Origin of the sequence: Salinibacter grassmerensis (genome assembly GCF_947077765.1) — a bacterium.
GTDB lineage: Bacteria > Bacteroidota > Rhodothermia > Rhodothermales > Salinibacteraceae > Salinibacter > Salinibacter grassmerensis.
Genome location: NZ_CAMTTF010000003.1, coordinates 394,133 through 416,987 on the forward strand (window position 1 = coordinate 394,133; position 22,855 = coordinate 416,987).

Annotated in this window: 17 protein-coding genes; 9 read left to right on the plus strand and 8 right to left on the minus strand. The window is 65.6% G+C overall.

The annotated features are described in order from the left end of the window. Positions 1 to 13: 13 nt before the first annotated feature. The 3 genes from OJB03_RS08930 to OJB03_RS08940 form a co-directional block, all read right to left on the minus strand. Positions 14 to 703 (minus strand): haloacid dehalogenase type II, encoded by a 690-nt coding sequence (locus OJB03_RS08930; protein WP_263786642.1) that lies wholly within the window; start codon positions 701 to 703, stop codon positions 14 to 16. Positions 704 to 801: 98 nt separating this feature from the next. Further along, positions 802 to 1,998: an MFS transporter gene (locus OJB03_RS08935; RefSeq protein ID WP_263786643.1), complete on the minus strand. Its 1,197-nt coding sequence runs from the start codon at positions 1,996 to 1,998 to the stop codon at positions 802 to 804. Between the two features lie 198 nt (positions 1,999 to 2,196). Further along, positions 2,197 to 3,615 carry a pyridoxal phosphate-dependent decarboxylase family protein gene (locus OJB03_RS08940; protein WP_263786645.1) on the minus strand — a complete coding sequence of 473 codons (1,419 nt, stop codon included), beginning with the start codon at positions 3,613 to 3,615 and terminating at the stop codon, positions 2,197 to 2,199. Between the two features lie 186 nt (positions 3,616 to 3,801). Between OJB03_RS08940 and OJB03_RS08945 the strand changes: the two genes are divergently transcribed. The 3 genes from OJB03_RS08945 to darG all read left to right on the plus strand — a co-directional run bounded on the left by OJB03_RS08945 (position 3,802) and on the right by darG (position 8,348). Beyond that, positions 3,802 to 4,077 carry a hypothetical protein gene (locus tag OJB03_RS08945; RefSeq protein ID WP_263786647.1) on the plus strand — a complete coding sequence of 92 codons (276 nt, stop codon included), beginning with the start codon at positions 3,802 to 3,804 and terminating at the stop codon, positions 4,075 to 4,077. 148 nt (positions 4,078 to 4,225) lie between these two features. Then, positions 4,226 to 7,138 (plus strand): aminomethyl-transferring glycine dehydrogenase, encoded by a 2,913-nt coding sequence (gene gcvP / locus OJB03_RS08950; protein ID WP_263786648.1) that lies wholly within the window; start codon positions 4,226 to 4,228, stop codon positions 7,136 to 7,138. Between the two features lie 142 nt (positions 7,139 to 7,280). Next, positions 7,281 to 8,348, plus strand: coding sequence for a type II toxin-antitoxin system antitoxin DNA ADP-ribosyl glycohydrolase DarG (gene darG / locus OJB03_RS08955; protein WP_263786650.1), 1,068 nt, complete (start codon positions 7,281 to 7,283; stop codon positions 8,346 to 8,348). A gap of 30 nt (positions 8,349 to 8,378) precedes the next feature. On the opposite strand, the gene OJB03_RS08960 is transcribed toward darG, so the two are convergent. Continuing rightward, positions 8,379 to 10,028, minus strand: coding sequence for a potassium channel family protein (locus tag OJB03_RS08960; protein ID WP_263786651.1), 1,650 nt, complete (start codon positions 10,026 to 10,028; stop codon positions 8,379 to 8,381). Between the two features lie 237 nt (positions 10,029 to 10,265). On the opposite strand from OJB03_RS08960, the gene OJB03_RS08965 reads away from it, so the two are divergent. Then, on the plus strand, positions 10,266 to 11,117 hold the full coding sequence (locus OJB03_RS08965; protein ID WP_263786652.1) for a DUF3667 domain-containing protein: 852 nt from the start codon (positions 10,266 to 10,268) through the stop codon (positions 11,115 to 11,117). 30 nt (positions 11,118 to 11,147) lie between these two features. On the opposite strand, the gene OJB03_RS08970 is transcribed toward OJB03_RS08965, so the two are convergent. Next, positions 11,148 to 12,428 (minus strand): glutamate-5-semialdehyde dehydrogenase, encoded by a 1,281-nt coding sequence (locus tag OJB03_RS08970; RefSeq protein ID WP_263786653.1) that lies wholly within the window; start codon positions 12,426 to 12,428, stop codon positions 11,148 to 11,150. Positions 12,429 to 12,584: 156 nt separating this feature from the next. Further along, positions 12,585 to 13,715 (minus strand): glutamate 5-kinase, encoded by a 1,131-nt coding sequence (proB, locus tag OJB03_RS08975; protein WP_263786655.1) that lies wholly within the window; start codon positions 13,713 to 13,715, stop codon positions 12,585 to 12,587. A gap of 241 nt (positions 13,716 to 13,956) precedes the next feature. On the opposite strand from proB, the gene OJB03_RS08980 reads away from it, so the two are divergent. The 5 genes from OJB03_RS08980 to OJB03_RS09000 all read left to right on the plus strand — a co-directional run bounded on the left by OJB03_RS08980 (position 13,957) and on the right by OJB03_RS09000 (position 19,456). Then, positions 13,957 to 14,943 (plus strand): ATP-binding cassette domain-containing protein, encoded by a 987-nt coding sequence (locus tag OJB03_RS08980; protein ID WP_263786656.1) that lies wholly within the window; start codon positions 13,957 to 13,959, stop codon positions 14,941 to 14,943. A gap of 109 nt (positions 14,944 to 15,052) precedes the next feature. Continuing rightward, the gene (locus tag OJB03_RS08985; RefSeq protein ID WP_263786657.1) at positions 15,053 to 15,778 is read left to right on the plus strand and encodes an ABC transporter permease; all 726 of its coding nucleotides are present in this window, start codon (positions 15,053 to 15,055) and stop codon (positions 15,776 to 15,778) included. A 52-nt stretch (positions 15,779 to 15,830) separates the two neighbouring features. Continuing rightward, complete coding sequence (locus OJB03_RS08990) at positions 15,831 to 17,420, plus strand: GldG family protein (protein ID WP_263786658.1); 1,590 nt, start codon at positions 15,831 to 15,833, stop codon at positions 17,418 to 17,420. A gap of 61 nt (positions 17,421 to 17,481) precedes the next feature. Further along, on the plus strand, positions 17,482 to 18,486 hold the full coding sequence (locus tag OJB03_RS08995; protein WP_263786659.1) for a DUF4340 domain-containing protein: 1,005 nt from the start codon (positions 17,482 to 17,484) through the stop codon (positions 18,484 to 18,486). A 133-nt stretch (positions 18,487 to 18,619) separates the two neighbouring features. Beyond that, positions 18,620 to 19,456, plus strand: coding sequence for a UDP-2,3-diacylglucosamine diphosphatase (locus OJB03_RS09000; protein WP_263786660.1), 837 nt, complete (start codon positions 18,620 to 18,622; stop codon positions 19,454 to 19,456). A gap of 39 nt (positions 19,457 to 19,495) precedes the next feature. On the opposite strand, the gene OJB03_RS09005 is transcribed toward OJB03_RS09000, so the two are convergent. After that, a complete protein-coding gene (locus OJB03_RS09005; RefSeq protein ID WP_263786661.1) occupies positions 19,496 to 20,419 on the minus strand; it encodes a hydroxymethylglutaryl-CoA lyase in 924 nt (307 codons plus the stop codon). Between the two features lie 170 nt (positions 20,420 to 20,589). Then, the gene (locus tag OJB03_RS09010) at positions 20,590 to 22,800 is read right to left on the minus strand and encodes a M16 family metallopeptidase (protein ID WP_263786662.1); all 2,211 of its coding nucleotides are present in this window, start codon (positions 22,798 to 22,800) and stop codon (positions 20,590 to 20,592) included. Between the last annotated feature and the right edge of the window lie 55 nt (positions 22,801 to 22,855).

Here is a 22,855-nt window from a genome sequence, read left to right on the forward strand (position 1 = left end):
ATGCCAGTCGTCGTCAGCCAAGGAACTCATCGGCAAGCGTCGCGAGGTCGGGCACCGTGTGCACCGGATCGGTCTGTGGAGCTGGCGGGTCGAACCGTTCGCCGTAGCGGCGGACCCGCACGCAGTCGACCCCAATCCGTCCCGCAGGGTTTACGTCGTAGTACACGCTCTGGGCGACGTGCAGAAGCCGGTTGGGCGGCACGCCGAGCCGGGTGAAGGCCGTCTCGAAGGGGTCGAGCGCCGGCTTGTAGGCCCGCACCTGTTCTCCCGTGATGATGTCGTCGAAGTCCACGGGGATGTGACGGGCCGTGTCGTGGAAGAGGTCGTCGTCCACGTTCGAGATCACGGCGAGCCGAACGGACTCGCTCAGCCGCTGGAGGGCGTCGTTCGTATCTTGGAAGAGGGGCCAGTTTCGTACCGACCCGACGAAGCGCTCCGTCTCCACGTTGGTCGGGGTAAATCCGAACCGGTCCCCAAACCGTCGCAGGACGCGCCCCAGCACCTCCCGGTACGGGACGTAGCTGCCGGACTCCACGTCCCGCTCGAACTCCTCGTGGTGCCGGAAGAGCTCGTCGTCGTCGAGCTCCACGTCATGGGCGCGGAGGATGGGCCGCAGCGCCGTGGAGATGCCATCGGCCCAGTCGACGAGGGTGCCGTAGCAGTCGAAGCTGAGAACGTCGTAGTCGTCGGGGTCAAGGGGCATAGATCAACAGAGCAAAGAGGAATTGAATGCAGATGCGACCGGTCGTATGAGTTCCCCCCGCACAGGATGCACGGTCGTGTGCAGGAGCAGCCTGCTTTTTAGGACGCAACCCGCTGCGTCGTCTCCGTCTGAGAGCGTCGCATTCCGTACAGGAGCACCAGAAACATTCCCCCCAGTAGCCCCGCCAGGGCGAGAAAGGCCGGGCCCCACCCCAACAGGTCGGCCACCGCTCCGGTGACGACGCTGCCACTGGCCCCGAGCACCATGTAGGCCGTCCGGATGAGCCCGAAGCCCGCGCTTCGCTCCTCCTCCCCCAAATGGTCCATGAACTTCGGCAGCAGGGCCGCCCCCCATCCCATCGCCAATCCGGCACAGAGGGTCGCCCCCGCTATCACCCACAGCCCGCCTCCCAGGACGAGCCCGGTGTAGCCGAACACCCCGATCCCCACGGCGGCGGTGGCGGCCGGATACCGGCCCACTCGGTCCGAGAGGGTGCCCAGAAGCGGCTGGGTGAGCCCCTGCACCACAAAGTATGCCGAAAAAAGCGCCCCGGCAGCCGCCTCGCCGTAGCCCTGATGTTCGATGAGGAACGCGGGCAGAAACGAGGCAGTGGCCTGCCACACGAACGCCCCCACGACGGAGAGCCCCGCCGTGAGCGCGATGGGCGGACGGCTGAGCAGTTCGAGCAACGGCCCGAGGCGAAGGCGACTCCAGGGCGACTCGTCGGGGCGCACCGGGGCGATGGGGCGAACCACCATTCCGAAGAGGAGGGCACTCGGCAGCGCGATGACGGCCCCTACCGCCACGGCCCACCGCCAGCCCAGCCACACCCCAACACTTCCCGCGGCCAGCGGAACCAGCACCCCCGCCACCGGCGCCCCCGCGGTGTGGAGCCCAATCGCGGACCCGGTGTTCGGAATGGTTCGGGTCAGCAACGACGTGGCGACGCTGAAGTGAAGCCCAGCGACGCCCCCCAACACGATCGCACCAGCGAGAAAGACGGGATAGGTCGGGGCCATCGCCACCAGCGCGCTCGCCAGCGCCGTTCCCCCCACCGCCACGAGGATGATCCGTCGCTCTCCGTATCGGTCGGCCAACAACCCGCTCGGAAACTGCGAGGCCGCGTACGCCATCCACATGCCCGTGAGGGCCAGGCCGATGGCACTGTTGGACACTCCATACGCGTCGCCGATGGCAGGCACGACCGGGCTGATGGCCAGCCGAGCGGCCATCGTCGCGAAGAAGGCCAGGGTGCACGCCCCAAGGACGGCTCCCTGGTACGACCACAATTTCACGGTGGACTGGGAGTTAAGCGAGGAATTGATTTATCACCGGATAGGTACGGGCCCCTCTCCTATCGGTTTGAACGCAAGTGTGACGAAAGGGACCCCGCCCCCGTCCTTCGCGAAGTGTTCGCCCGTCGTGGCGCACACGTCTCGCAGGAGCATCCCCCGTGTCGGGACATCAGATTTGCGTCTCGCGGAGGAACGCGACTAGGCGTGCATCTCGGCCTGGAGGGCATCGAGCCGCGCAATCGTCTGCTCGAGGTCTTCCGCCGTCGTCCGGGGATTAATGGGACAGAGTCGGAGGACGGGCCGCCCGTCGAGCGTCGTCTGCGTCAGGAAGGCCTCCCCCTCTTCATTCATCGCCGAGATGAGGCGGCGCGTGAGCGCGTCGACCTGGTCGGGCGTACACCCGTCCGGCTCGCAGCGGAACGTGATGATGCCCATCTGGGCGGGGGTCACCACCGTCCACGCGGATCGATCTCGGAGAAGCCGTTCGGCCTGCTCGGCCCGCTCGAAGCCAAGGTCGACCGCAGTGGCGACGTGCTCGCGGCCAAACACCTTGAGCGTCATCCAGAGCTTGAGTGCACGGAAGCTGCGCGTGAGCTGGATGCCGGAGCCCGAGAAATTGACCTCGTCCTCCTCCCCCACCGCGTCCTCCAGGTATTCCGCCTCCAGCCGGAAGGCGCGCCGCAGGTGCTGCTCGTCGCGCACGAGTACGCCCCCAATCTCGAAGGGCTGGAAAAGCCATTTGTGCGGATCCAGGGTCAGCGAATCGACCCGGTCGAGGCCGCCGAGCCGTTGCTGCCCCCGCTCGCAGACAACCGTCGGCGCCCCGTACGCCCCGTCCACGTGCAGCCACAGGTCTTCGGCGTCGGCCAGGTCCGCCAGTGCGGGCAGCGGATCGACGGCACCGGTATTGGTGGTGCCCGCGTTGGCGATGATGCAGAAGGGGCGTCGCCCCGCCGCCCGGTCGGACGCGACGGCCTCCCGCAGTGCCACGGGATCAAGGCAATACTGATCGTCGGAGGGCACCCGGTGGAGCTGGTCGGGACTGAACCCGAGCAGCCGCAGGGCCCGGTCGACCGACGTGTGGGTCTGGTCCGAGCAGTAGGCGACGGCCCCCGTCACGTCGTCGTCCAGTTGGGCGTGGCGGGCCGCGGCCAGGGCCGTTACGTTCGCCATCGACCCGCCGCTCGTGAACAGCCCCCCGGCGGTCTCCGGAAGGCCACAGAGCTTGCGCAGCCACTCGATTACCACTAGCTCGATTTGGGCAGCGGCGGCGCCTGAAATCCAGGTCCCCGAAAACACGTTGAACCCCGACGCCAGCATGTCGGCGAGCACGCCGACGAAGTTGTTCGGGCCCGGCACGAAGCCGAAGAAACGGGGATGGTCCACCCGCATCGTGTTCGGCAATACGTCCGCCTCCACCTGATCGAGGACGGACTCGGGGGAGGCTCCCTCTTCCGGAAGGGCCTCTCGGAAGTGGCTCTCCAGTTCCTCCCGCGACGGCGCCTCCCCCAGCGATTCGTCGTCGCCGTTTGCGAAGTGATCTACCAGGAGATCCACCACCCGGTAGCCCAGCGTTCGCATTTTTTCGGGGGAGAGTTCAAGACGGTCAGGATCCATGGGCACAGCACGCGCAAAGGATGAAAGCGAAAGCAAGGGAGAAACGGGGCCTCGGTACACGAGTTGCCCGGGAACTGGGAAGCTCATGGATAAACTTCTTGTCGTGTCCCGGCGATCACCTGCCCGACTGGCACGTGTATACATGTACTTGATGCTTTCACATAGACGCATCCAACTTTAGGTCTTATGGTCACCCTCTACCGCCGTCCAGTTGACCCGTGGGCCGACAAGATCGAAGAGGCCCTCGACACGATGGTTATCGCCCACGAGGTCGAGCACGTCGAAGAGACCGCCCTCTCCGGGACTATCTCTGAACTTCCCGCCCTGCACGACGACGGCGAGGTCGTAACCGGAGAATCGGCCCTTCGGTCACACCTGCAGAATCTACGGGATCTGATGGCCGACTGGAATCGATTTCAATCAGACGCCTGTTACGTCGAGGACGACGGTTCAACGTGCTAGCCCTTCCAGCACGAGCCTGTCTCCGGGCAGTCTGTTGCAGGCTTTTCAGCTATTCCGGACAACATCGCGCGCATGCAGGGCATATACCCGACTGTCTATTTGACATCACGCCCTGGCTCTACCCTCTCACCCAACCTTTTGCCTTCAGATGGCCATTGATCTCTCGTCCGCCAATACGTTCGACGAGCGTCACCTCGGCCCCACGGACGCCGACGTGAACGCCATGCTCGACGCCCTCGGGGCCGAGTCGCTCGATGCCCTCGTCGACGCGGCCATTCCGGACTCCATCCGCACCGACGACCCACTCGACCTGCCGCCCGCCCTCACCGAGCAGCAGGTGCTCGACGCAGCCCAGGACGCTGGCGAAAAGAACGACACATGGCGCTCGTTCATCGGCATGGGCTACCGTGGCACCCACACGCCGCCGGTGATCCAGCGCAACATTCTGGAAAACCCGGCCTGGTACACCCAGTACACGCCCTACCAGGCCGAGATTGCCCAGGGCCGCCTGCAGGCGCTCCTCAACTTTCAGGACATGACGATCGACCTGACGGGCATGGAGATCGCCAATGCGTCGCTGCTCGACGAGGCGACGGCCGCGGCGGAGGCGATGATGATGCTGAACCGGGTCGACCGCCGCAGCGACGCCTCCACGTTTTACGTGTCTGAGGACTGCCACCCACAGACCATCGAGGTGGTGAAGGGCCGCGCCGAGCCGATCGGGATCGACGTCATCGTAGAGGCCCCCGAGAACTTCGTCTTCGGCGAGGACACGTTCGGCTGCCTCCTGCAATACCCCACGACCGACGGCGCAATTCACGACCACCGTGACGTGGCCGACCGGGCCCACGAGGCGGACGCCTACGTGGCCGTGGCCGCCGATCTGCTGAGCCTTACGCTCCTGGAGGCCCCGGGCGAATGGGGGGCCGACGCGGTCGTCGGCTCTACACAGCGCTTCGGGGTGCCAATGGGCTACGGCGGGCCGCACGCCGCCTTCTTTGCAACCCGCGAACGCTTTCAGCGCCAGGTGCCCGGCCGCATGATCGGCGTCACGAAGGATGCCGACGGCGAAATGGCACTCCGCATGGCACTTCAGACGCGCGAGCAGCACATCCGGCGGGGGCGCGCAACCTCCAACATCTGTACCTCCCAGGTGCTGCTGGCCGTGATGGCCTCAATGTACGCCGTCTACCACGGCCCCGAGGGGCTCCGCGAGATTGCAACGCGGGTGCACGACCTCACGACGACGCTGGCCGAAGGGCTGGAGCGAACGGGCCACACGGTCCGCCACGACGCGTACTTCGACACGTTGCGCGTGGACCTGGCCGAGACGACGCAGGCCCAGGTCCGCGAGCGGGCCGAGGCGCACGAGATCAACCTCCGGTACTACGACGACGGATCGGTGGGCATCGCGCTCGACCAGACCGTCGGCGCCGAGGACCTCGACGCGCTCTTCACCGTCTTCGGTGCCACCAACGGCCAGAAGCTGTACGCCGAGGACCTGGCCGCCGAACTCGACAGCGGCTACGACGGCCCCATGCGGCGGCAGACTTCGTACCTCGAGCATCCGGTCTTCAACTCGTACCACTCCGAGGGCGAGCTGACGCGCTACATGAAGTCCCTGGCGGACAAGGACCTGTCGCTCATCCACAGTATGATCCCGCTGGGGTCGTGCACCATGAAGCTGAATCCGACCGCCGCCCTTCAGCCAATTTCAAACCCGCAGTTTGCGGGCCTGCACCCCTTTGCGCCCCAAGAACAGGCGGAGGGATACGAGCAGGTGATCGACGAGCTCAGCGGCTACCTCACGGAGATCACGGGCTTCGACGACATCTCCTTCCAGCCTAATTCCGGGGCTTCTGGCGAGTACACCGGCCTCCTGGTCATTCAGGCCTACCACGAGGCGCGGGGCGACGAGCAGCGGGACGTGTGCCTCGTCCCCGAATCCGCCCACGGGACCAACCCTGCCAGCGCCAACATGGCCGGGATGGAGGTCATCACCATCGACTGCGACGAGAACGGAGACGTCGACCTGGACGACCTCCGCGAGCAGGCCGAGGCGAACAGCGAACGCCTCGCCGCCGCGATGATCACGTACCCCTCCACACACGGCGTCTTCGAGGAGCACGTCGAAGAAATTTGTGACATCATCCACGAGCACGGCGGGCAGGTGTACCTTGACGGGGCCAACGTGAACGCGCAGGTCGGCCTTTGCCGCCCCCGCGAGTACGGCGTGGACGTGTGCCACCTTAACCTGCACAAGACGTTCAGCATTCCGCACGGCGGCGGCGGACCGGGAGTGGGGCCCGTTTGCACGGCCGAACACCTGAGCCCCTTCCTCCCCGGTCACCCGGTGGTGGAGACGGGCGGCGACCAGAATATTCCCGCGATTGCCGCGGCCCCGCACGGCAGTGCCCTGATTCTGCTCATCTCCTGGGCCTACATCAAGCTGCTGGGCCCCGAGGGCCTCACGAAGTCGTCGAAGACTGCCCTCCTGAATGCCAACTACCTGGCCGACCAGATGTCGAACCACTACGACATCGTCTTCCGGGGGCCCAATGACCGTGTGGCCCATGAGTTTATCCTCGACCTCCGCCCGTTCCGCTCTGAGCTCGACATCAACGAGCAGGACGTGGCGAAGCGGCTCATGGACTACGGCTTCCACGCCCCCACGATGAGCTGGCCGGTGGTGGGAACTCTCATGGTGGAGCCCACGGAGAGCGAGTCGAAGGCGGAGCTCGACCGCCTGGTCGACGCGTTCGCCGCCATTCGCAGCGAGATCGAGGCCGTCGAGAACGGAACGCTGGAGGCGGAGGAGAGCACGCTCAAGCAGGCCCCCCACACCGCCGAGATGGTCACCGCCGACGAGTGGGATCACGCGTACGGCCGCGAAACGGCGGCCTATCCGGTGGAGGCGGTGCGCGAGCACAAGTTCTGGCCCACCGTGCGGCGTGTAAACGACGCCTACGGCGATCGGAACCTCTACTGCGCCTGCCCTCCGACCGACGCGTACGACGCGGAGGAAGAGGAGGAGCTGAAGTCGGCCCTCCAAACCGCGTAGTGACATCGTTCAGGGTCCTGTTCCCGCGTACTCCGCAGGGACGGCACGTTTAAACACCTTCAGCAGGAGGGTCGCGAGGCACGCCTCGCGGCCCTTTCGCTGTGGCGCACCCATTGTGCACCCATTACGGTGAAGATCGGCCATGGTCGAGATTGTACAGGGGGATTTGTTCGAGGCAGACGCGGCGGCACTCGTGAACCCGGTCCACTGCGCCGGCCTCATGAAACGCGGGCTGTGTCGCCAGTTCAAGACTCGGTTTCCCGACAACGTTGAGCAGTACAAGGCCGCCTGCGACGCCGGGGCCCTGACGCCGGGCGATGTGCTCGTCCACGATCGCGGGGGGCTCTTCGGCGACGTCCAGCATCCCCGATACGTCTTGAACGTGGCCACGAAAGACCACTGGCGCGACGCCTCGTCCGCCACGCACATCAAGTCGGGGATGGCGGCCCTCGTCGATGAGGTGGCCGCCCACGACATTGCGTCGATCGCCGTGCCCGCGCTGGGGTGCGGCGGGGGCGGGCTCGACTGGCCCACGGTGCGCCCGCTGCTGACCGCTCCACTCAAGTCGCTCGTCGGCGTCCGGGCGCTCGTCTACGCCCCTCGGTCGGCGGACGCACGGAGCGGCTCCGACGCAGACGACCGCCCCGCCATGACCCGGGGACGGGCCCTCCTCCTCTCCGTCCTCGACGCCTACGCCAAACCGGGCGACACCGTCAGCCCGCACGCGGCGCACAATCTCGCCTTTCTGTTGCAGGAAGCGGGCGAGGACCTGCACCTCACGTTCGAGCCGGGCAGGTACGGACTCCGCGCCGCGGGGCTCACGGCCGTGCTGCGTCGGATCGAGGAGGACTTTATCGCGGGGTACGACCCGTCGCACCAGGACTCCCCGTTTCGCCTCCGTCAGGCAGCAGTCGGTGTGGCCAAAGATGCTCTTTCGGACTACCCAGGTGCCAATGATCGTCTGGGCCGGGTGCGAACCCTCATCGAAGACTACGACGCGCCCGACGGGCTCGAATTGCTGGCCACGGTGGGCTGGATCACACGGCACGATGCGCAGGCCCGGCGCCGGCCCGAGGCGGTCGTGCGGGCCATGCAGGACTGGAGCCGTCGCAAGGCGGAGCGCTTCACGCCGGAGCAGATTACGGCGGCCTGGCAGCGGCTCCGCCAACACGAATGGTTCAGCACAGGGCAGCCCACGGATCCCGAGTAACCACGGGGGTGTGTGGCAAAAGTACCGGCACTACGTCGACCGCCCGTCCTCAAGCCGTGCCCGAAAGTGCTGGATTCCGTCTTCGGTTCCGGCAACGATCACCTCGTCGTCCGTCTCGAAGGTGAAGAGGGCCTCATCAGGATCGGTGAGAAAATCTCCCTCTCGGTACACGGCAAGCACCGTGTAGTTGGTCTGTGCATCCGGATCAACGTTCCTAAGCGTTTCGCCGACCAATGGAGAGGCGGGGAGGCGGACCACGTTGAGCTGACGGTCCCGGGATAGATGGCCTTCATCTTCAAGTACCGTGGCGGCCAGCATCCGTCCGCAGACCGTCGGCAGGGCCTGCACAAAGTCTGCACCGGCGCGGCGGAGGTTCTGGACAGCCGTTTCGTCGTGGGCCCGGACCAGAATTTGCAGGTCCGGATTCAGATCGCGCGCAATGAGTGTCGCAAATGTGGCGACGGTATCATCGTCTACGGCAATAATGAAGGCCGACGCACCTTCGATTCCGCAGGCCTGAAGTGCGTCGGGGTCTCGGACGTCCCCGACCACATCCACTCTCTCTCCGTCCCTGAGGTCCAGTACAGTTACATCAGCATGGACCGCCCGGAGAGATTCCCAGGCGGCCTGTCCCGAGTCGCCATGCCCGGCGAGAATAATGGACTGTGATGTAAAGGCCCGCACGTACGGGGCCATCTCGTCGCGAAGGGCGTCCAGCTGGTCTGGAGTGCCGGCGAGGAACAGGCGCGTCCCCGCCTCGAGGGGGGCGGCAGCGTCGACGGCCGTCTCGAACGTGCCGTCGAGCCAGGCTCCAACCACTCGTACCCCGAACCGCTCCGAAAGCTGGAGGTCACGGAGCGAATGGTTTTGGGACGGGCCGTGCCGACTCACGATGAGTTCCGCAAAGTCGACTTCAGGCTCCACCGTTGCTTGCTTTTCGACGTTGGCCGCCGCGGCCACAGGAACCTGCGCGGCGAGGCTCCGCCCGAGCAGTTGCCGGGGCGACAGCGCCACGTCCGCCCCCGCCGCCCGATGGTATCGGGTCGCCGAGGCATCCTCGGCGAGCGTGATGATACGGCGTTCTGGACTGGCCTCACGGGCCGCGAGCACGATACTGGCATTTTCATCGTCGGCGACGTCGGCCACCAGGGCTTTCGCCGCCCCGACGGAGGCTCGCTCCAGGACGGCAGTCGACGTTGGGTCCCCCTCCATGACTTCGTAGTTCTGCTCGTGGAGCGACGCGGCCTGCTCCGTATTGGGTTCAATGAGCACGTACTCCTGCCCCCGCCCAATCATTTCGTCGATAAAGACCTCCACCCGGGGTGTGTAGCCGCACACGATGACGTGACCGGATCGACCCGGGAGCCCTTTTGGGGCCGTGGGCCGGAGGGCCTCGCGGAGCCAGGGCACCACGAACACGTCAACGGCACTGAGAATGAATCCGATGCCCGCGAGTTGGATGACGACCACAAGCAGATTCATCTGGGGACTGGTCCAGGGCGCGTCCTCGCCGTATCCGGTCGTCGTGAACGTCTGCACCACCACCTCCAGCGCCTGGTACCACGGCCGCGGCCGTCCCTCCCACACGCTCATGCCCAGGCTGTACGCCCCCGTTAGTCCCACGGTTGCGGCTACGAGCACCAGAAGGTAGTAGGCCGTGCGGCGGGTCAAGGACGTCATCACGCCGAAGAGTCGTCGGGAGGAGGAAATCAGAGTCTGAGGTGGTCGGCCGAACCGGAACTGGCCCCGTGGCGATTGGGGTAGCGGACGGGTTTAACCTATGCTTCGGCGCCCCAAGGAACAACGTCCTCGTGAGGCCTCCGTCCGACCGGCCGTCTCTGGAGCCGTACGGAACGACGCGACGGGCGTACAAATGCAACCAGAGCATTCACTTGCACATCACTTCTCCTCTGGTCGATGTCCGACGCCCCGGAGGCCCACCCCGAAGATCCTTCATCGAACCAAGGGGCTCCCTGCCAGAATTGCGGCGCGCCCCTCGTCGGCGAGTACTGCCACCAGTGTGGGCAACGGCACGTCTCTAAGCTTCGGGTGCTCTACCTGGTGCGGCGCTTCCTCGAATCCGCGCTGGACCTGGAGGACCTGGAACGGGGCGTCGGGCAGACGCTTCGTCGCGCCGCGCAGAATCCAGGCCGCGTGGCCCGCCGGTACGTGGACGGGGAGCGCCGGGAGTTCGTAAATCCCCTCGGCTATTTCTTGCTGACCGCCACGGCCACGTTTCTCGTCTTCTCAGTCTTCCAGGAGGCGTGGGTACAGGGGCAGGCCGAGGCGTACGAGACGATGTGGCGTTCCCTAAACGTTAATCCCGACGAGATCTTTCGAGCCGGATCCCCGCTTCGATCGTTCGGCTGGTCGTCCACTCAAGACCTGGCAAGGGGCCTTTTCCAGTGGTTTCAGCAATTACAGACCTACGTTGGCCTCGTCAACTGCGTCGTAGCCGGCCTGCTTCTCCAGTGGTCGCTCTCGGGATGGTCTTTCGCCGAGACCCTCGTGTTCGAGCTCTACGTCACGGCCCAGGCTACACTGTTCCTGGGCGTCCTCGGCCCCCTCTTCTTCTGGGGAGCCCCCGCCTTCATCGGTGTCCTGCCCCTCCTATTGCAGGCTGGCCTCCGTGCCCACGGCGCCGGGGCTTTTTTTGGAACGCGGTGGACGAGGCGACTTCTCCCCGTCTGCACCTACATGGCGAGCACGGTCGTGCTCATCGTCGCCTCAAGCCTTCTTACTGCAGAACTCCTCGCCTACTGGGCATGAGGTTGCGGACATCCACACACCGGCCGGCCCTTATTTCTCTACGGGGTGACGCGTCTCCCCCTGTCCGTACACCACAAACTTTTCGGTGGTGAGTGCCTCCAGGCCCATCGGGCCGTAGGCGTGCAGCTTGGTGGTCGAGATCCCGATCTCCGCGCCCAGCCCCAGCTCGCCCCCGTCCGAGAAGCGCGAGGAGGCATTTACGAGCACGACCGACGCGTCGACCGAGCGGACAAAGCGGCGGGCGGTCGGGAGACGGTCGGTCACGATGACCTCGGTGTGATTGGAGCCGTACTCGGCGATGTGGTCCAGCGCCTCATCGTCGCTCTCGACGACCCGCGCCGCGAGAGTGAGGTCGAGATATTCGGCGGCGTAGTCGTCCGGGCCCGCGGCTGCCACCCCCGGCAGGAGCTTTTGGGTCGGGTCATCGCCACGGAGCTCGACGCCCGCCTCTTCCAGGAGCGCTCGCGCACGGGGCAGTAAGTCCTGGGCCACTGCCTCGTGGACGAGCATCGTCTCGAGCGCGTTGCAGACGCTAGGGCGCGAGACCTTGCCGTCGAGCAGAAGGTCCTCGGCGACCTCCAGGTCCGCGTCTTTGTCGACGTAGAGATGGCAGACGCCCTTGTAGTGCTTGATGACAGGAATCTGGCTCGTCTCGTCCACGAAGCGGATCAGGCCCTCGCCGCCGCGCGGGATGACGAGGTCAAGGTGCTGGTTGAGCGTCAGCATCTCCTGCACCGCCGCGCGGTCGGTGGTGGGAACGAGCGTCACGGCCGCGGGCGGGACGCCCTCCGCCTCCAGCGCCTCATGCAGCGCCGACGCGACGGCCTGGTTCGAGTGGAACGCGTTGGAGCCGCCTCGCAGGAGCACGGCGTTGCCCGCTTTGAAACAGAGCCCGGCGGCGTCGGCCGTGACGTTGGGGCGGGCCTCGTAGATCATGCCAATGACACCCAGCGGAATGCGCATCTTCCCCACCTCGATGCCACTGGGCCGCCGGGTGGTGCCGCTCATTTCGCCCACGGGATCGGAAAACGATGCCACGTCGCGCAGCGCATCGGCCATCTTCCCAATGCGTTCGGGATTCAGGATCAGGCGGTCGATCAGGGCATCCGAAATCCCTTCGTCGCGGGCGGCCCTCACGTCCTTGCCATTGGCGGCCAGAATGGCCTCTTCATCTGCCTCCAAGGCCTCGGCCATGCGGCGCAGCGTACGGTTTTTCGTTTCGGTCGAGAGCGTGCTCAGCTCGCGGGCGGCCGCCTTGCAGTCCGCGGCGAGGGCGTCGACGGAGAGCGCTTCGGAGGTCGTGTCGGACATAGGAATGGCTGAACCCAGATGACATGGTGTCGGCGTGAAGAAATCATACACAGAGCTGCGTGTGGTGCTCCACACAAGTCCGCGACAGGTCCGCGGTGCGCAAGGCATCCGGCGCAGGCGGCCTATGGCGCCCCTAAACACATAGGGTGGAGGACCCTACGGCTCCACCACCAGATCGTCGCGGTGAATCACGTGGTCGGCGGGCACATTGTCGAGAACCTCGGCGATGGCAGAGCTCTGTTGCCCCTGAATCCGCTCCAGGTCGGCGGACCCGTACTGCGTGATGCCCTTCGCCACTCGAGTCCAACCCCCCTCCTCCCCGACCACAATCTCCACGGCGTCGCCTCGGGCAAAGCGGCCCTCCACCGCCACGATGCCCGACGGCAGCAGCGAGGCGCCATCGTGGCGCAGCGCGTTGGCCGCCCCGGAGTCGACCGTCAGGCAGCCCGCTGAGGGAAGCGCGTGGAGCATCCAGTGCTTGCGCGCCGAGAGCGGCTGCTCGGATCGTCGGACGAGCGTGCCTGGCATCTCGCCGCGCCCCAGCGCGTCGAGGTGGCTGCCCTTGGTCCCATTGACCAATACGGTATCGATCCCACGGTCCGTCGCTTTTTCCGCCGCCTCCACCTTCGTCTGCATACCACCCGTGGCCACCGCACGGTGCGAGGGTCCGACCATGTCGTAGATCTCATCGGTGATTTCGTCGACCTCTGGCAGGCGCTCTGCGTCCGGGTCGTCGTGGGGATCGGCGGTGTAGAGGCCATCCACGTCCGAGCAGATCACGAGCAGGTCGGCCTCGGCCAGCACCGCCACGTAGGCGGCGAGGTTGTCGTTGTCGCCTACCCGCAACTCCTCGGTGGCGACGGTGTCGTTTTCATTCACGATCGGAAGCGTGTCTCGGTCGAGCAGCTCGGCAATCGTGTTCTTGGCGTTCACGAAGCGGGACCGGCGCTGGAGGTCGTCGTAAGTGAGCAGGACTTGCGCGCAGGGCATATCGAAAAGACGGCGCCAGTGGGCCATCAGTAGCGGCTGGCCGAGCGCGGCGAGGGCCTGCCGCTCCGGGATGGTGAGGCCCGTGCCCGGTCCACTGCGGCCCTGTTCGGCAAGCCCGGCGGCCACGGCGCCGGAGGAGACCAGGATCACTTCCTTGCCCTGCCGACGGCTCTCCATGATGAAGCGTGCAATGGGCAGCAGGTGCGCTGTGCTACAGCCCCGTTCATCGGGCGCAACGAGCGCGCTGCCTACCTTCACGACGGCACGGGTCCAGTCCGAGAGCTCAACGGCGGCCATACGCGTCAAGGCGGTCGAACAGCAGAAAGAAAGAGGCAGGTGCTCCAAATGTACGGACGCCTCCGGATAACGTGAAGCCCTGCGGGCAGGGTCTCCCCCTTCGATCTTCGGACTTATTTCACAGAAACACCGGCCTGGGATATAATATCGCTTTCCTGGTCCTCGTTGCTTACCGATGGCATTCCGTTTTCCCCTGTAACTCCATGTCCACCATTCGTTTCACCCAACGGCGTTTCTCCTCATGAGCATCGCTGCGTCGAACCTGAGCAAGGTCTACGGCACCCAAAAGGCCGTTGACGACGTGAGCTTTGAGATGAGTACCGGCGAGGTGCTTGGGTTTCTCGGCCCCAACGGGGCTGGCAAGACGACGACGATGCGCATCCTAACGTGCTACCTGGATCCGACCGCCGGCACCGCGACGCTCGACGGCTACGACATCCACGAGCACCCGGAGGAGGTGCGGCGTCGAATCGGATACCTTCCCGAGGACACGCCGCTGTACACCGACATGCCGGTGATTGAATACCTCCGCCTCTCGGCGCGGCTGCAGTCGGTCCCCCCCGCGAAGATCGACGGGCGTATTCAGACAATGATGGACGTGTGCGGCCTCGGCCCCGAACGCCACAAGCGGATTGGCGAGCTGTCCAAGGGCTTCCAGCAACGGGTCGGCCTTGCACAGGCCCTCCTCCACGACCCGCCGGTCCTCATTCTCGACGAGCCAACGACCGGCCTCGACCCCAACCAGATCGTCGAGATCCGAGAACTGATCAAGGAGATCGGTACGGAAAAGACGGTCATGCTTAGCTCCCACATCCTGAAGGAGGTGGAGATGACCTGTGACCGCATTCTCATTATCGACCAGGGACGCGTTGTGGCCGATGCGCCCACCGAAGAACTGCGGGAGCAGTTTATGGGCGGCACGCGGCTGCGGGTATCGGTCGATGCCCCTGCGGAGGCCAACGTGGACGCGGCCTTCAGGGCCCTTGAGGGCGTGGCCTCGGTCCAGCACACGAACGGCACCTACGAGCTCTCTGCGTCGGGAGACGCCGATGCCGCCGCCCGCGTCTTCCACCTCTGTGCCGACCGCGACTGGGTGCTCACCGAGCTGACCCCCATCGAGTCGAGCCTCGAAGATGTCTTCCGGGATCTCACGGAGTCGCCAGAATCCCCCTCGGACACGACGTCCTCCCCCGACGCCCCGCCGGGAGCGCCAACAAACACGGTCTGAGCCCGGAGGCGTGATGAACGGAGCCCAAGCAGGTGTGCGCGCCGCCCATTCATCACGCAGCCCACATCCCGATTACGCACCACTCATTCCGCACCACTCATCTGCGACCATGTCCGCCGTCTGGACAATTTGCAAGCGCGAGATCAGCGCGTTCTTCGACTCCCTTACCGCGTACGTGCTCCTGGTGATCTTTCTCGGGCTCAGCGGCACGTTTACGTGGCTCTTCGGACAGGGCGACATCTTCTTCGTTGGGGAGGCGTCCCTCGATGTCTTTTTTCAGGTGTCGTTCTGGACCCTCTTCTTCTTCATCCCCGCGGTGACGATGGGCATGATTGCCGAGGAGCGCCGCAGCGGCACCCTCGAGCTCCTGGCCACCAAGCCGATCGACGACCTCGAAATCGTGACCGGCAAGTGGCTCGCGGCGTGGGGACTCGTCGCCATCGCCCTCGCCTTCACGCTGCCCTACTACGTCACCGTGGCCCAGCTCGGCCCCATCGACCACGGCGCCACGGTCAGCGGCTACCTGGGGCTCCTGTTCGTCAGCGCGGTGTACGTGAGCATTGGCCTCTTCGCATCGAGCCTCACGGGGAATCAGATTGTCGCCTTTTTGCTGAGCCTCTTCGTGGCCGCGTTCCTGCACCTGCTATTCGGGCAGATGGCCGCCATTCTCCCCGGTCCCGTCGCCAACGTCGCCGAGTTCCTGGACCTACAGGGCCACTTTCGCACGATGTCGCGGGGCGTGCTGGACGCGGCATCGGTGCTGTACGTGCTGACCCTCACGGGGCTCGGCCTGCTGGGGGCCACGGTGTCCCTGAAGAGCCGACGCTGGGGCTAACCTTCAGCCTCGCCCTGAATTCAAAACGCGAATCGATCCTCGGTCTTTTCCCATGTCGAACGCATTCGCAGGCTTCCTTGCGAACCGGCGCGAAGCCCTCCTCCAAGTGCTGCTCATCGCGGGCAGTCTCGTCGCGCTCACCTATACGGCCAGCCAGTTTTTGTGGCGGGCCGACCTCACGGAAAACAACCGCTACACCCTTGCGGGCGCGAGCCACGACGTCGCCCAGACCCTGGACGATCCGGTGACGGTCACCGCCTACTTCACGGACGACCTCCCGGCGCGCTTCGGGCGCACGAAAGAGGAATTTCGGGCACTCCTGCAAGAGTTTCGGGCTGCGTCGGACGGCAATGTGGAGTTTACGTTCGTCAACCCCAACGAGAGCGACGACGCGGCGCAGGAGGCCCGGCAGGCCGGCATCCGTCCGGTGACCATCGACGTGCGGGAGCGCAACCAGATGACGCAGAAGCGGGCGTACCTCGGGGCGGTCTTTCAGTATCAGGACCGGCGCGAGGTGGTGCCGTTCGTCGAGCCGGGGTCGGCGATGGAGTACACCATCGCGAATACCATGCAGAAACTGACCCGCTCGGAGCGTCCCGTTCTCGGCGTGCTGCAGGGGCACGGGGAGCCAGGGCTCGACGCGATGACCCAGCTCCGAGACGCACTGTCGGGCCGCTACGACGTTCAGACGGTTTCGGGCATCGACACCTCCGGGGTTCCGCCCGAGGTGGACGTGCTGCTCGTGGCTCGTCCGCAGGAGAAGCTCTCTGCGGAGGCGGCCCTGGCCGTTGATCAGTACGTGATGCGCGGCGGGCCGACCCTCTTTGCCCTCAACCGAGCCGAATCCAATATGCGCTTCGGCCAGGCCCGCCCAAAAACGACCGGCCTCGAACCACTTTTGGAATCCTACGGCCTGCCCATCCGCCCCGACCTCGTGCGCGACCGCAGCGCCAGCGCGGTGCGGGTGCAGCAGCAACGCGGCGGCTTCAACGTGGTGAACCAGGTCCGATACCCCTACATTCCCCAGGTCGCCGACTTCTCCTCTCACCCCATCAGTGAGGGGCTTGACCAGGCCGTCTTCCGGTTCGTATCGTCGCTGGACACGGCGCGGGCCGACACGACCGCGGACCTGACGGTGCTCGCCCGGTCGTCGGGACAGTCCGCTCGCGCCTCCCTCCCGACCAATATCCGCCCTCAGCAGGAGTGGACTGTCAGCGACTTTTCAGAGGGGGCCCTGCCGGTCGCCGGCCTGCTGGAGGGCACCTTCGCATCCGCGTTTGCGAGCTCGGACACCCTTGCCGTGGAGCGAACCCGGAGCCCAGAGACGCGGCTCATGGTCGTGGGCGACGGCGACTTTCTCGTGAACGGGACCGGGCAGCGACAGCAGCGCCTGCCCAACGGCAACATCAACCTCGTGGCCAACAGTATCGATTACCTCGCCGGCGACACTGGCCTTCTTGCGCTCCGCACACAGCGGGTTACCAGCCGCCCCCTCATGCAACTCACCCCCACGACCCAGACGATCCTGAAGTACACGAACGTGCTGCTCCCCCTTCTGCTCGTCATCGGATACGGGCTGGTGCGATACCGACGGAATCGAGCCCAACGGCGGCGCTGGAAGGAGGGCGGGCTAGACGCCTGACGTACTTTGCTGTTCTCGCTCACTGTCGCACGCTGCCCCTGCACTGTTTGAGACCCTCGGCATGACGAACGCAACCAAGACCCTGGCCCTCTTTTTTGCCGCCACGCTCGTCTTCGCCCTCGCCACCACCTGGGGCGGGGGCACCGCGTCGAGCGCGGCCTTTCAGGACAAGCTGCTCGCCGTGGACACGAGCGCCGTACAGGCCATCCAGATCGAGCGTCCGAACGGCCCCTCGGTTCGACTGGAGCGGTCGAGCGGGAACTGGTCGGTGCAGTCCTCCAATGCCTCCACGGCCTACCCGGCCAGTGCGCAGACCGTCCGTCAGACGTTGAACACGCTGCCCTCCCTAGAGGTCGGCGCGGTGGCGACCCGGCGGCCGGACAAGCATCCCCAGTACGGCGTCGACTCGACCGGCACGGCCGTCACCCTGCTCGGCGCCGCGGACGAGCCCCTGGGGCGACTCATTGTGGGCCGGACCCGCGTTCGGCAGTCCCAACCCGAGGGCTCGTCCCCAAATCCAGTTCAGCGACGCCGCCGGGGCACGCCCGTCACGTACGTCCGCACTCCCGACCGGCCGGACGTCTACTCCATCGAGCAATCCCTCCGATCGGTGACGTCCCGAGACGTGGAGGACTGGCGCGACAAGCAAATTTGGGGCCTCACCCGCGCGGACATTCAGCGGATCGACTTCCGCTACCCCGCCGACAGTTCCTTTGCGATGCAGCGGGTCACCATGAGCGATACGATGGCGGCCTCAGGCGCGTGGGTGTCGGCGGGCGACACGCTGTCGCAAACCGAGGTCTCGTCGATGCTGCGCGTTCTCTCCTCACCCCAGGCCGACGGCTTCGCGGAGTCGACCGGGCCCGACGACTTCGGCGAGGCGCTGTACGAGGTGCGTCTTCGCCTAGCGGACGGTGCTCGGCGGTCCATTCGCCTGCGCCCCGCCCCCGACGCGCAGCGGTACCTCGCCGTAGCCGACAGTCTCCCGTACGTCGTTGAGCTTCAGGCGCCTACATGGGACCAATCGGTTCTTCGGGGCCGCTCGGCCCTCCTGGATTCCGGTTGAGAAGCACTCTCGTTTGGTCATTCACGAGGGGGGCTTCTTCGGTCGTTTAATCGCTTTGAACCGACGGTGCAACTCCAAGCGGGGCTTCCTGTTTTCCCATGGCGTGTTGTCCGTCATTCTTCCCTGTGCCTCCATGGCCGCCCCCACGCAATACCGTGCGATTTGGATTTCCGATGTCCACTTGGGGACCCCGCAGGCCAAGGCCGCCTACCTGCTTGACTTTCTACGCAACCACGATGCCGACCGATACTACCTTCTCGGCGACATCATTGACGGGTGGGCGCTAAAGCGGTCCTGGTACTGGCCCTCGTCGCACAACGACCTGATCCGGGGCCTGCTCCAGAAGGCCGAGGGCACCAACGTCACCTACATCCCCGGCAACCACGACGAGGTGGCGCGCGATTTCCCTGGCCTCCAGCTCGGCGGCATCACCGTTCAGCGGAAGACCCAGCACACCACGGCGGACGGGCGTCGCTTTCTGGTGGTGCACGGCGACGAGTTTGAGGGGGTCGTGCGCCACTCCAAGTGGATCGAGCTTCTGGGGAGCTGGGCGTACACCGGCGTCCTCGCGGCCGACCGCTGGTACAACCGTCTGCGACGTCTCCTGGATCTGCCCTACTGGTCCCTCGCCAATTACATAAAGGAGACCCGTCACATCCGACAAGTCATTGCGGAATTCGAGGAGACGGCCGCGCGGGAGGCAGACGGCGAGGGGTTCGATGGCGTGATTTGCGGCCACATTCACCGGCCCCGAATGCGGGCCGTCACTAACACCCAGTACGTCAACACCGGCGACTGGATCGAGAACTGTACGGCGTTGGTGGAGCACCGGGACGGGCGGCTCGAACTCCGCCAGTGGATTCCGGACGGGGTGGGCCCGCGAGGCGCGATCGCGACGGAAGCATCGGCACAGCAGAACGGCACCCCCTCACTGGTCTCGTCCCTCGACACCGACCCACGGGACGGATAGCTGTGCTCGGGGGGCGGCCGTCCACCGATTTCTTGCCCGTTATTCGGCGACGGTTTCGGCTCCCTCCGCTCGCTGCAGGAGCCGATGCAGCTTCCCCGGAAACTCCTTGTCCAGAACCGACTCCACACGGGCCGACGCACGTCCCACCTCATCCCGGTCGACGCCCGTCTCAATCCCGAGTCCGTCGAGTAGATAGGCGGTGTCTTCCGTGGCGATGTTGCCGGTGGCCCCGTCGATGAACGGGCACCCCCCCATCCCCGCCAGGGACGTGTCGAAGCGCTCCACGCCGCACTGCAGCGCCGCGTAGACGTTGGCGAGGCCGAGGCCGCGGGTGTCGTGGAGGTGCAGCACAAGGGGCGTGTCGCCGATGACCTTCTGCACGGCCCGGACTCGCTCTTTGATCATTCGGGGATGCGCGAGGCCCGTGGAGTCGGCGAGGGACAGCGACTCGACGTTCAGGTCGGCGAAGTGGCGGCTCATGTCCACGACCTGGCCAAGCGGGGTGTCGCCCGGGGCCTCGTATCCGAATACAGTCTGGAACCCCATCTGCACGTTCAGCCCGTGCTCGTGGGCGTATCGCACCATGTCTTCCGCCTGCGCAACCGCCTCGCCGACTGTCCGGTTGGCGTTGTCTCGGCTGTGCTGGTCGTGCGTCGCAATCGAGAGGTCCACCTGTGACAGACCAGCCGCGTGGGCGCGCTCCAGCCCTCGCTGGTTGAGCGCGAGCCCAGTGTACGTCACGTCCTCACGGTCGGGCAGGCGGCTGCACACCTCCTCCGCGTCTTTCATCTGTGGGACCCACTTCGGATGGACAAACGAGGTGACCTGGATGCGCGGCAGGCCGGCGTCGGCCAGTGCCGTGATGATGTCGACCTTGCGGTCGGTCGGAATGAACTGCTCCTCAAACTGGAAGCCATCGCGGGGCCCGACGTCGCAGAGCGCAACGGACTGTGGGAGGGACATGGGGGGACACAACGCTGTGCACGAGAATGAACGGTACTCCAATGCCCCAGCGCGCCTGAACGTTCGGCCGGACGCTTCCTCTACACAATCAACCCAGAACGACGAAACGCCCGAGGCTCTACGGAGAGAGCCCCGGGCGCTTGTGGCGTTTCGCTTTTTCTCTCGGGGCACTACTGCGACGCACCGCCGCTCGACGAGGAGCCGAGCGTGAAGAGTCCGTCCTTCAGGTCCGCGTTGACATCGAGACTCTGGATGGTGGCCGTGACGGTGTTCTCACCGTCTCCCGTCGACTGGACCGTCTCGGTCGTGAACGGAAGCCGGACGCCACTGACGTCGCGGAAGTCGGTGAACGTCTGGGTTACTTGCACCTGCTGGCCCGTCCGCGGGTTGGTTTGCTTGAGCGTGAGACGCTCCGGCCGCATCGTCTCGGCGCTGAGGTAGAGGGTATACTCGGACCCGGCAGGGGGCTTCACGCGAGCCTGCTGGTAGCTCGTACCCCCCACGGTCGTGTCTCCCTGGGCCGTGACCGTCAGGCCGTCGTGGTCCAGGTTTGCCATGAGGTAGGGAAGACTGCGCCAGAGCTGACCCATGATCTGGCCACGGGCCGACGGCGGGGCGGTGCGGGTCCCCTGCGGGGTTTTCATCTTCATGGTCTCGCCGTCGTTGACCACGGTGATGTTGCCCATGGCGGTGCTGACCTCCGTCCGCAATTGATCGGGGAGCCGAACGACGAGCGTGCTCTCAGTTCCCTTTTGCTTGGTGACGACCCGCATGTTCTGGATCTGGTCGAAGGCCGACCCGCCAAGGGCCTCCTTGGCGCCCGCCATCAGCTTCTGCCCCGCCATCGCAGCCTCCTCCTCGGCGGCCGTCATCTCGGCCTCGTCCTCGCCGGGGGCCTCGCGGGGAATCGAGATGTCGAGGGTATCGACCGTCCCGTCCTGGCTGAGCGTAGACAGGTTCTCGCTAAACTGATCGCCGTTCCCGACGACCAGGATATGCGACTCGTCGGGATGGAGGTACGTCTGCGCCGCCGACAGCACATCATTCGGCGTTACCTCTTCGATGGCCTCCCGGGTCCGCTGCAGAAAGTCGGCGGGATAGTCGTAGTACTCGTAGGTCGCCCGACGCCCCAGAATTTCCCGCTCCGAGTCGAAGTTGAAGACGAACGAGTTTAGGTAGCTGTCCTTGGCGAGCCCGAGCTCCTCCTCGGTGGGCGGCTCCTCCCGCATCCGCTCCACCTCCGTCATCACTGCGTTCGTCGCCTCGACGGTGCTAGCACTCTGGGACGCGACGCCCGCGTAGAAGCGACCCGGCCGGTTGTAGCCCGCCGTGTAGGCCCCGCCGACGGAATACGCCAGGCCCTTTTCGCGACGCACCTGCTGAAACAGGCGACCGGAGAAGCCCCCGCTAAGCACCTCGTTCATCATCTGCACCGAGGCGTAGTCGTCACTCCGACGGGTCAGCTCCCCCGGGTGCCCCATGCGGATGTTGCTCTGGTTGACGTCGCTTTTCTGAACGAAGTTGACGGAATGGGCGCGCTCGGCATCCGGCTCCGGCGGGGTCGGCGGCTCAAAGTCGGCCGGGGCCTCCCAGTCTCCGAACTGCTCGCGGAGCTTCTGCTCCATCCGATCGGCCTCGAAGTCGCCCCACACGCTCAGGATGACGTTGTTCGGGTGAAAGTACTGGTCGTGAAACTCAACCAGGTCCTGCCGCTCGATCCGATCCACCGTGTACAGTTCCGGGGTGCGGGCGTACGGACTGTCGTCCCCGTACAGGACCTTGTCGAACTCCCGCCCCACAATGGAGCTGGCGTTGTCGTTCCGGCGCGAGATGCCCGACTTGACCTGGCTCTTGGCCTGCTGCAGCCGATCCTCCGCGAAGGCGGGGCGGCGGAGCACCTCGGCGAACACGGGAAGGACCGTGTCGACGTGGTCGGCGAGGGTGGACATGTAGGCCGACCCGGAGGTCTCACCGATGCTGGTCTCAACGGTGGCCGCGATGTTTTCGAGGACTGTGTTCAGGCTGTCCGGCGCCATCGATTCGGTTCCACCGGTCCGCATGACGGTTCCTGTGATGGAGGCAAGGCCCCGCTTCTCGGCGGGCTCGTAGACGGAACCCACCCCGACCTGGGCCGCTGCGTTTACCTGAGGCAGCTCAGGGTCCTCCAGCAGAAAGACGATCATGCCGTTGTCAAGCTCTACACGCTCCGGCTCCGGAACCTCGAAGTCGCGAAGCTCCGGGTACGTAAGCTCCGTCACATCGTAGTCGGCCGTCTGGATGTCCATCTCTTGGGCCGAGGCCGAGTGCACAGCCCCCAGTCCCATCAAGAGGAGACCCAGGGCCATCACGGACAGCAGACGAGAAGGCGAAAAGCGATCCATTGTACAAAGGGATTCTGGTCAGCGGGAGATACCAAAAGGGATGCGGAGGCAACAG

What these genes read in the sequence shown, in the direction of transcription:
- OJB03_RS08985 (WP_263786657.1), top strand. Translation starts at nt 15,053, where the DNA reads ATGTCCGCCGTCTGGACAATTTGCAAGCGCGAGATCAGCGCGTTCTTC.
- proB (WP_263786655.1), bottom strand. Translation starts at nt 13,715, where the DNA reads ATGGCCGCCGTTGAGCTCTCGGACTGGACCCGTGCCGTCGTGAAGGTA.
- OJB03_RS09000 (WP_263786660.1), top strand. Translation starts at nt 18,620, where the DNA reads ATGGCCGCCCCCACGCAATACCGTGCGATTTGGATTTCCGATGTCCAC.
- OJB03_RS08970 (WP_263786653.1), bottom strand. Translation starts at nt 12,428, where the DNA reads ATGTCCGACACGACCTCCGAAGCGCTCTCCGTCGACGCCCTCGCCGCG.
- OJB03_RS08980 (WP_263786656.1), top strand. Translation starts at nt 13,957, where the DNA reads ATGAGCATCGCTGCGTCGAACCTGAGCAAGGTCTACGGCACCCAAAAG.
- OJB03_RS08990 (WP_263786658.1), top strand. Translation starts at nt 15,831, where the DNA reads ATGTCGAACGCATTCGCAGGCTTCCTTGCGAACCGGCGCGAAGCCCTC.
- OJB03_RS08995 (WP_263786659.1), top strand. Translation starts at nt 17,482, where the DNA reads ATGACGAACGCAACCAAGACCCTGGCCCTCTTTTTTGCCGCCACGCTC.
- OJB03_RS08940 (WP_263786645.1), bottom strand. Translation starts at nt 3,615, where the DNA reads ATGGATCCTGACCGTCTTGAACTCTCCCCCGAAAAAATGCGAACGCTG.
- OJB03_RS09005 (WP_263786661.1), bottom strand. Translation starts at nt 20,419, where the DNA reads ATGTCCCTCCCACAGTCCGTTGCGCTCTGCGACGTCGGGCCCCGCGAT.
- gcvP (WP_263786648.1), top strand. Translation starts at nt 4,226, where the DNA reads ATGGCCATTGATCTCTCGTCCGCCAATACGTTCGACGAGCGTCACCTC.
- OJB03_RS09010 (WP_263786662.1), bottom strand. Translation starts at nt 22,800, where the DNA reads ATGGATCGCTTTTCGCCTTCTCGTCTGCTGTCCGTGATGGCCCTGGGT.
- OJB03_RS08960 (WP_263786651.1), bottom strand. Translation starts at nt 10,028, where the DNA reads ATGACGTCCTTGACCCGCCGCACGGCCTACTACCTTCTGGTGCTCGTA.
- OJB03_RS08965 (WP_263786652.1), top strand. Translation starts at nt 10,266, where the DNA reads ATGTCCGACGCCCCGGAGGCCCACCCCGAAGATCCTTCATCGAACCAA.
- OJB03_RS08945 (WP_263786647.1), top strand. Translation starts at nt 3,802, where the DNA reads ATGGTCACCCTCTACCGCCGTCCAGTTGACCCGTGGGCCGACAAGATC.
- darG (WP_263786650.1), top strand. Translation starts at nt 7,281, where the DNA reads ATGGTCGAGATTGTACAGGGGGATTTGTTCGAGGCAGACGCGGCGGCA.
- OJB03_RS08930 (WP_263786642.1), bottom strand. Translation starts at nt 703, where the DNA reads ATGCCCCTTGACCCCGACGACTACGACGTTCTCAGCTTCGACTGCTAC.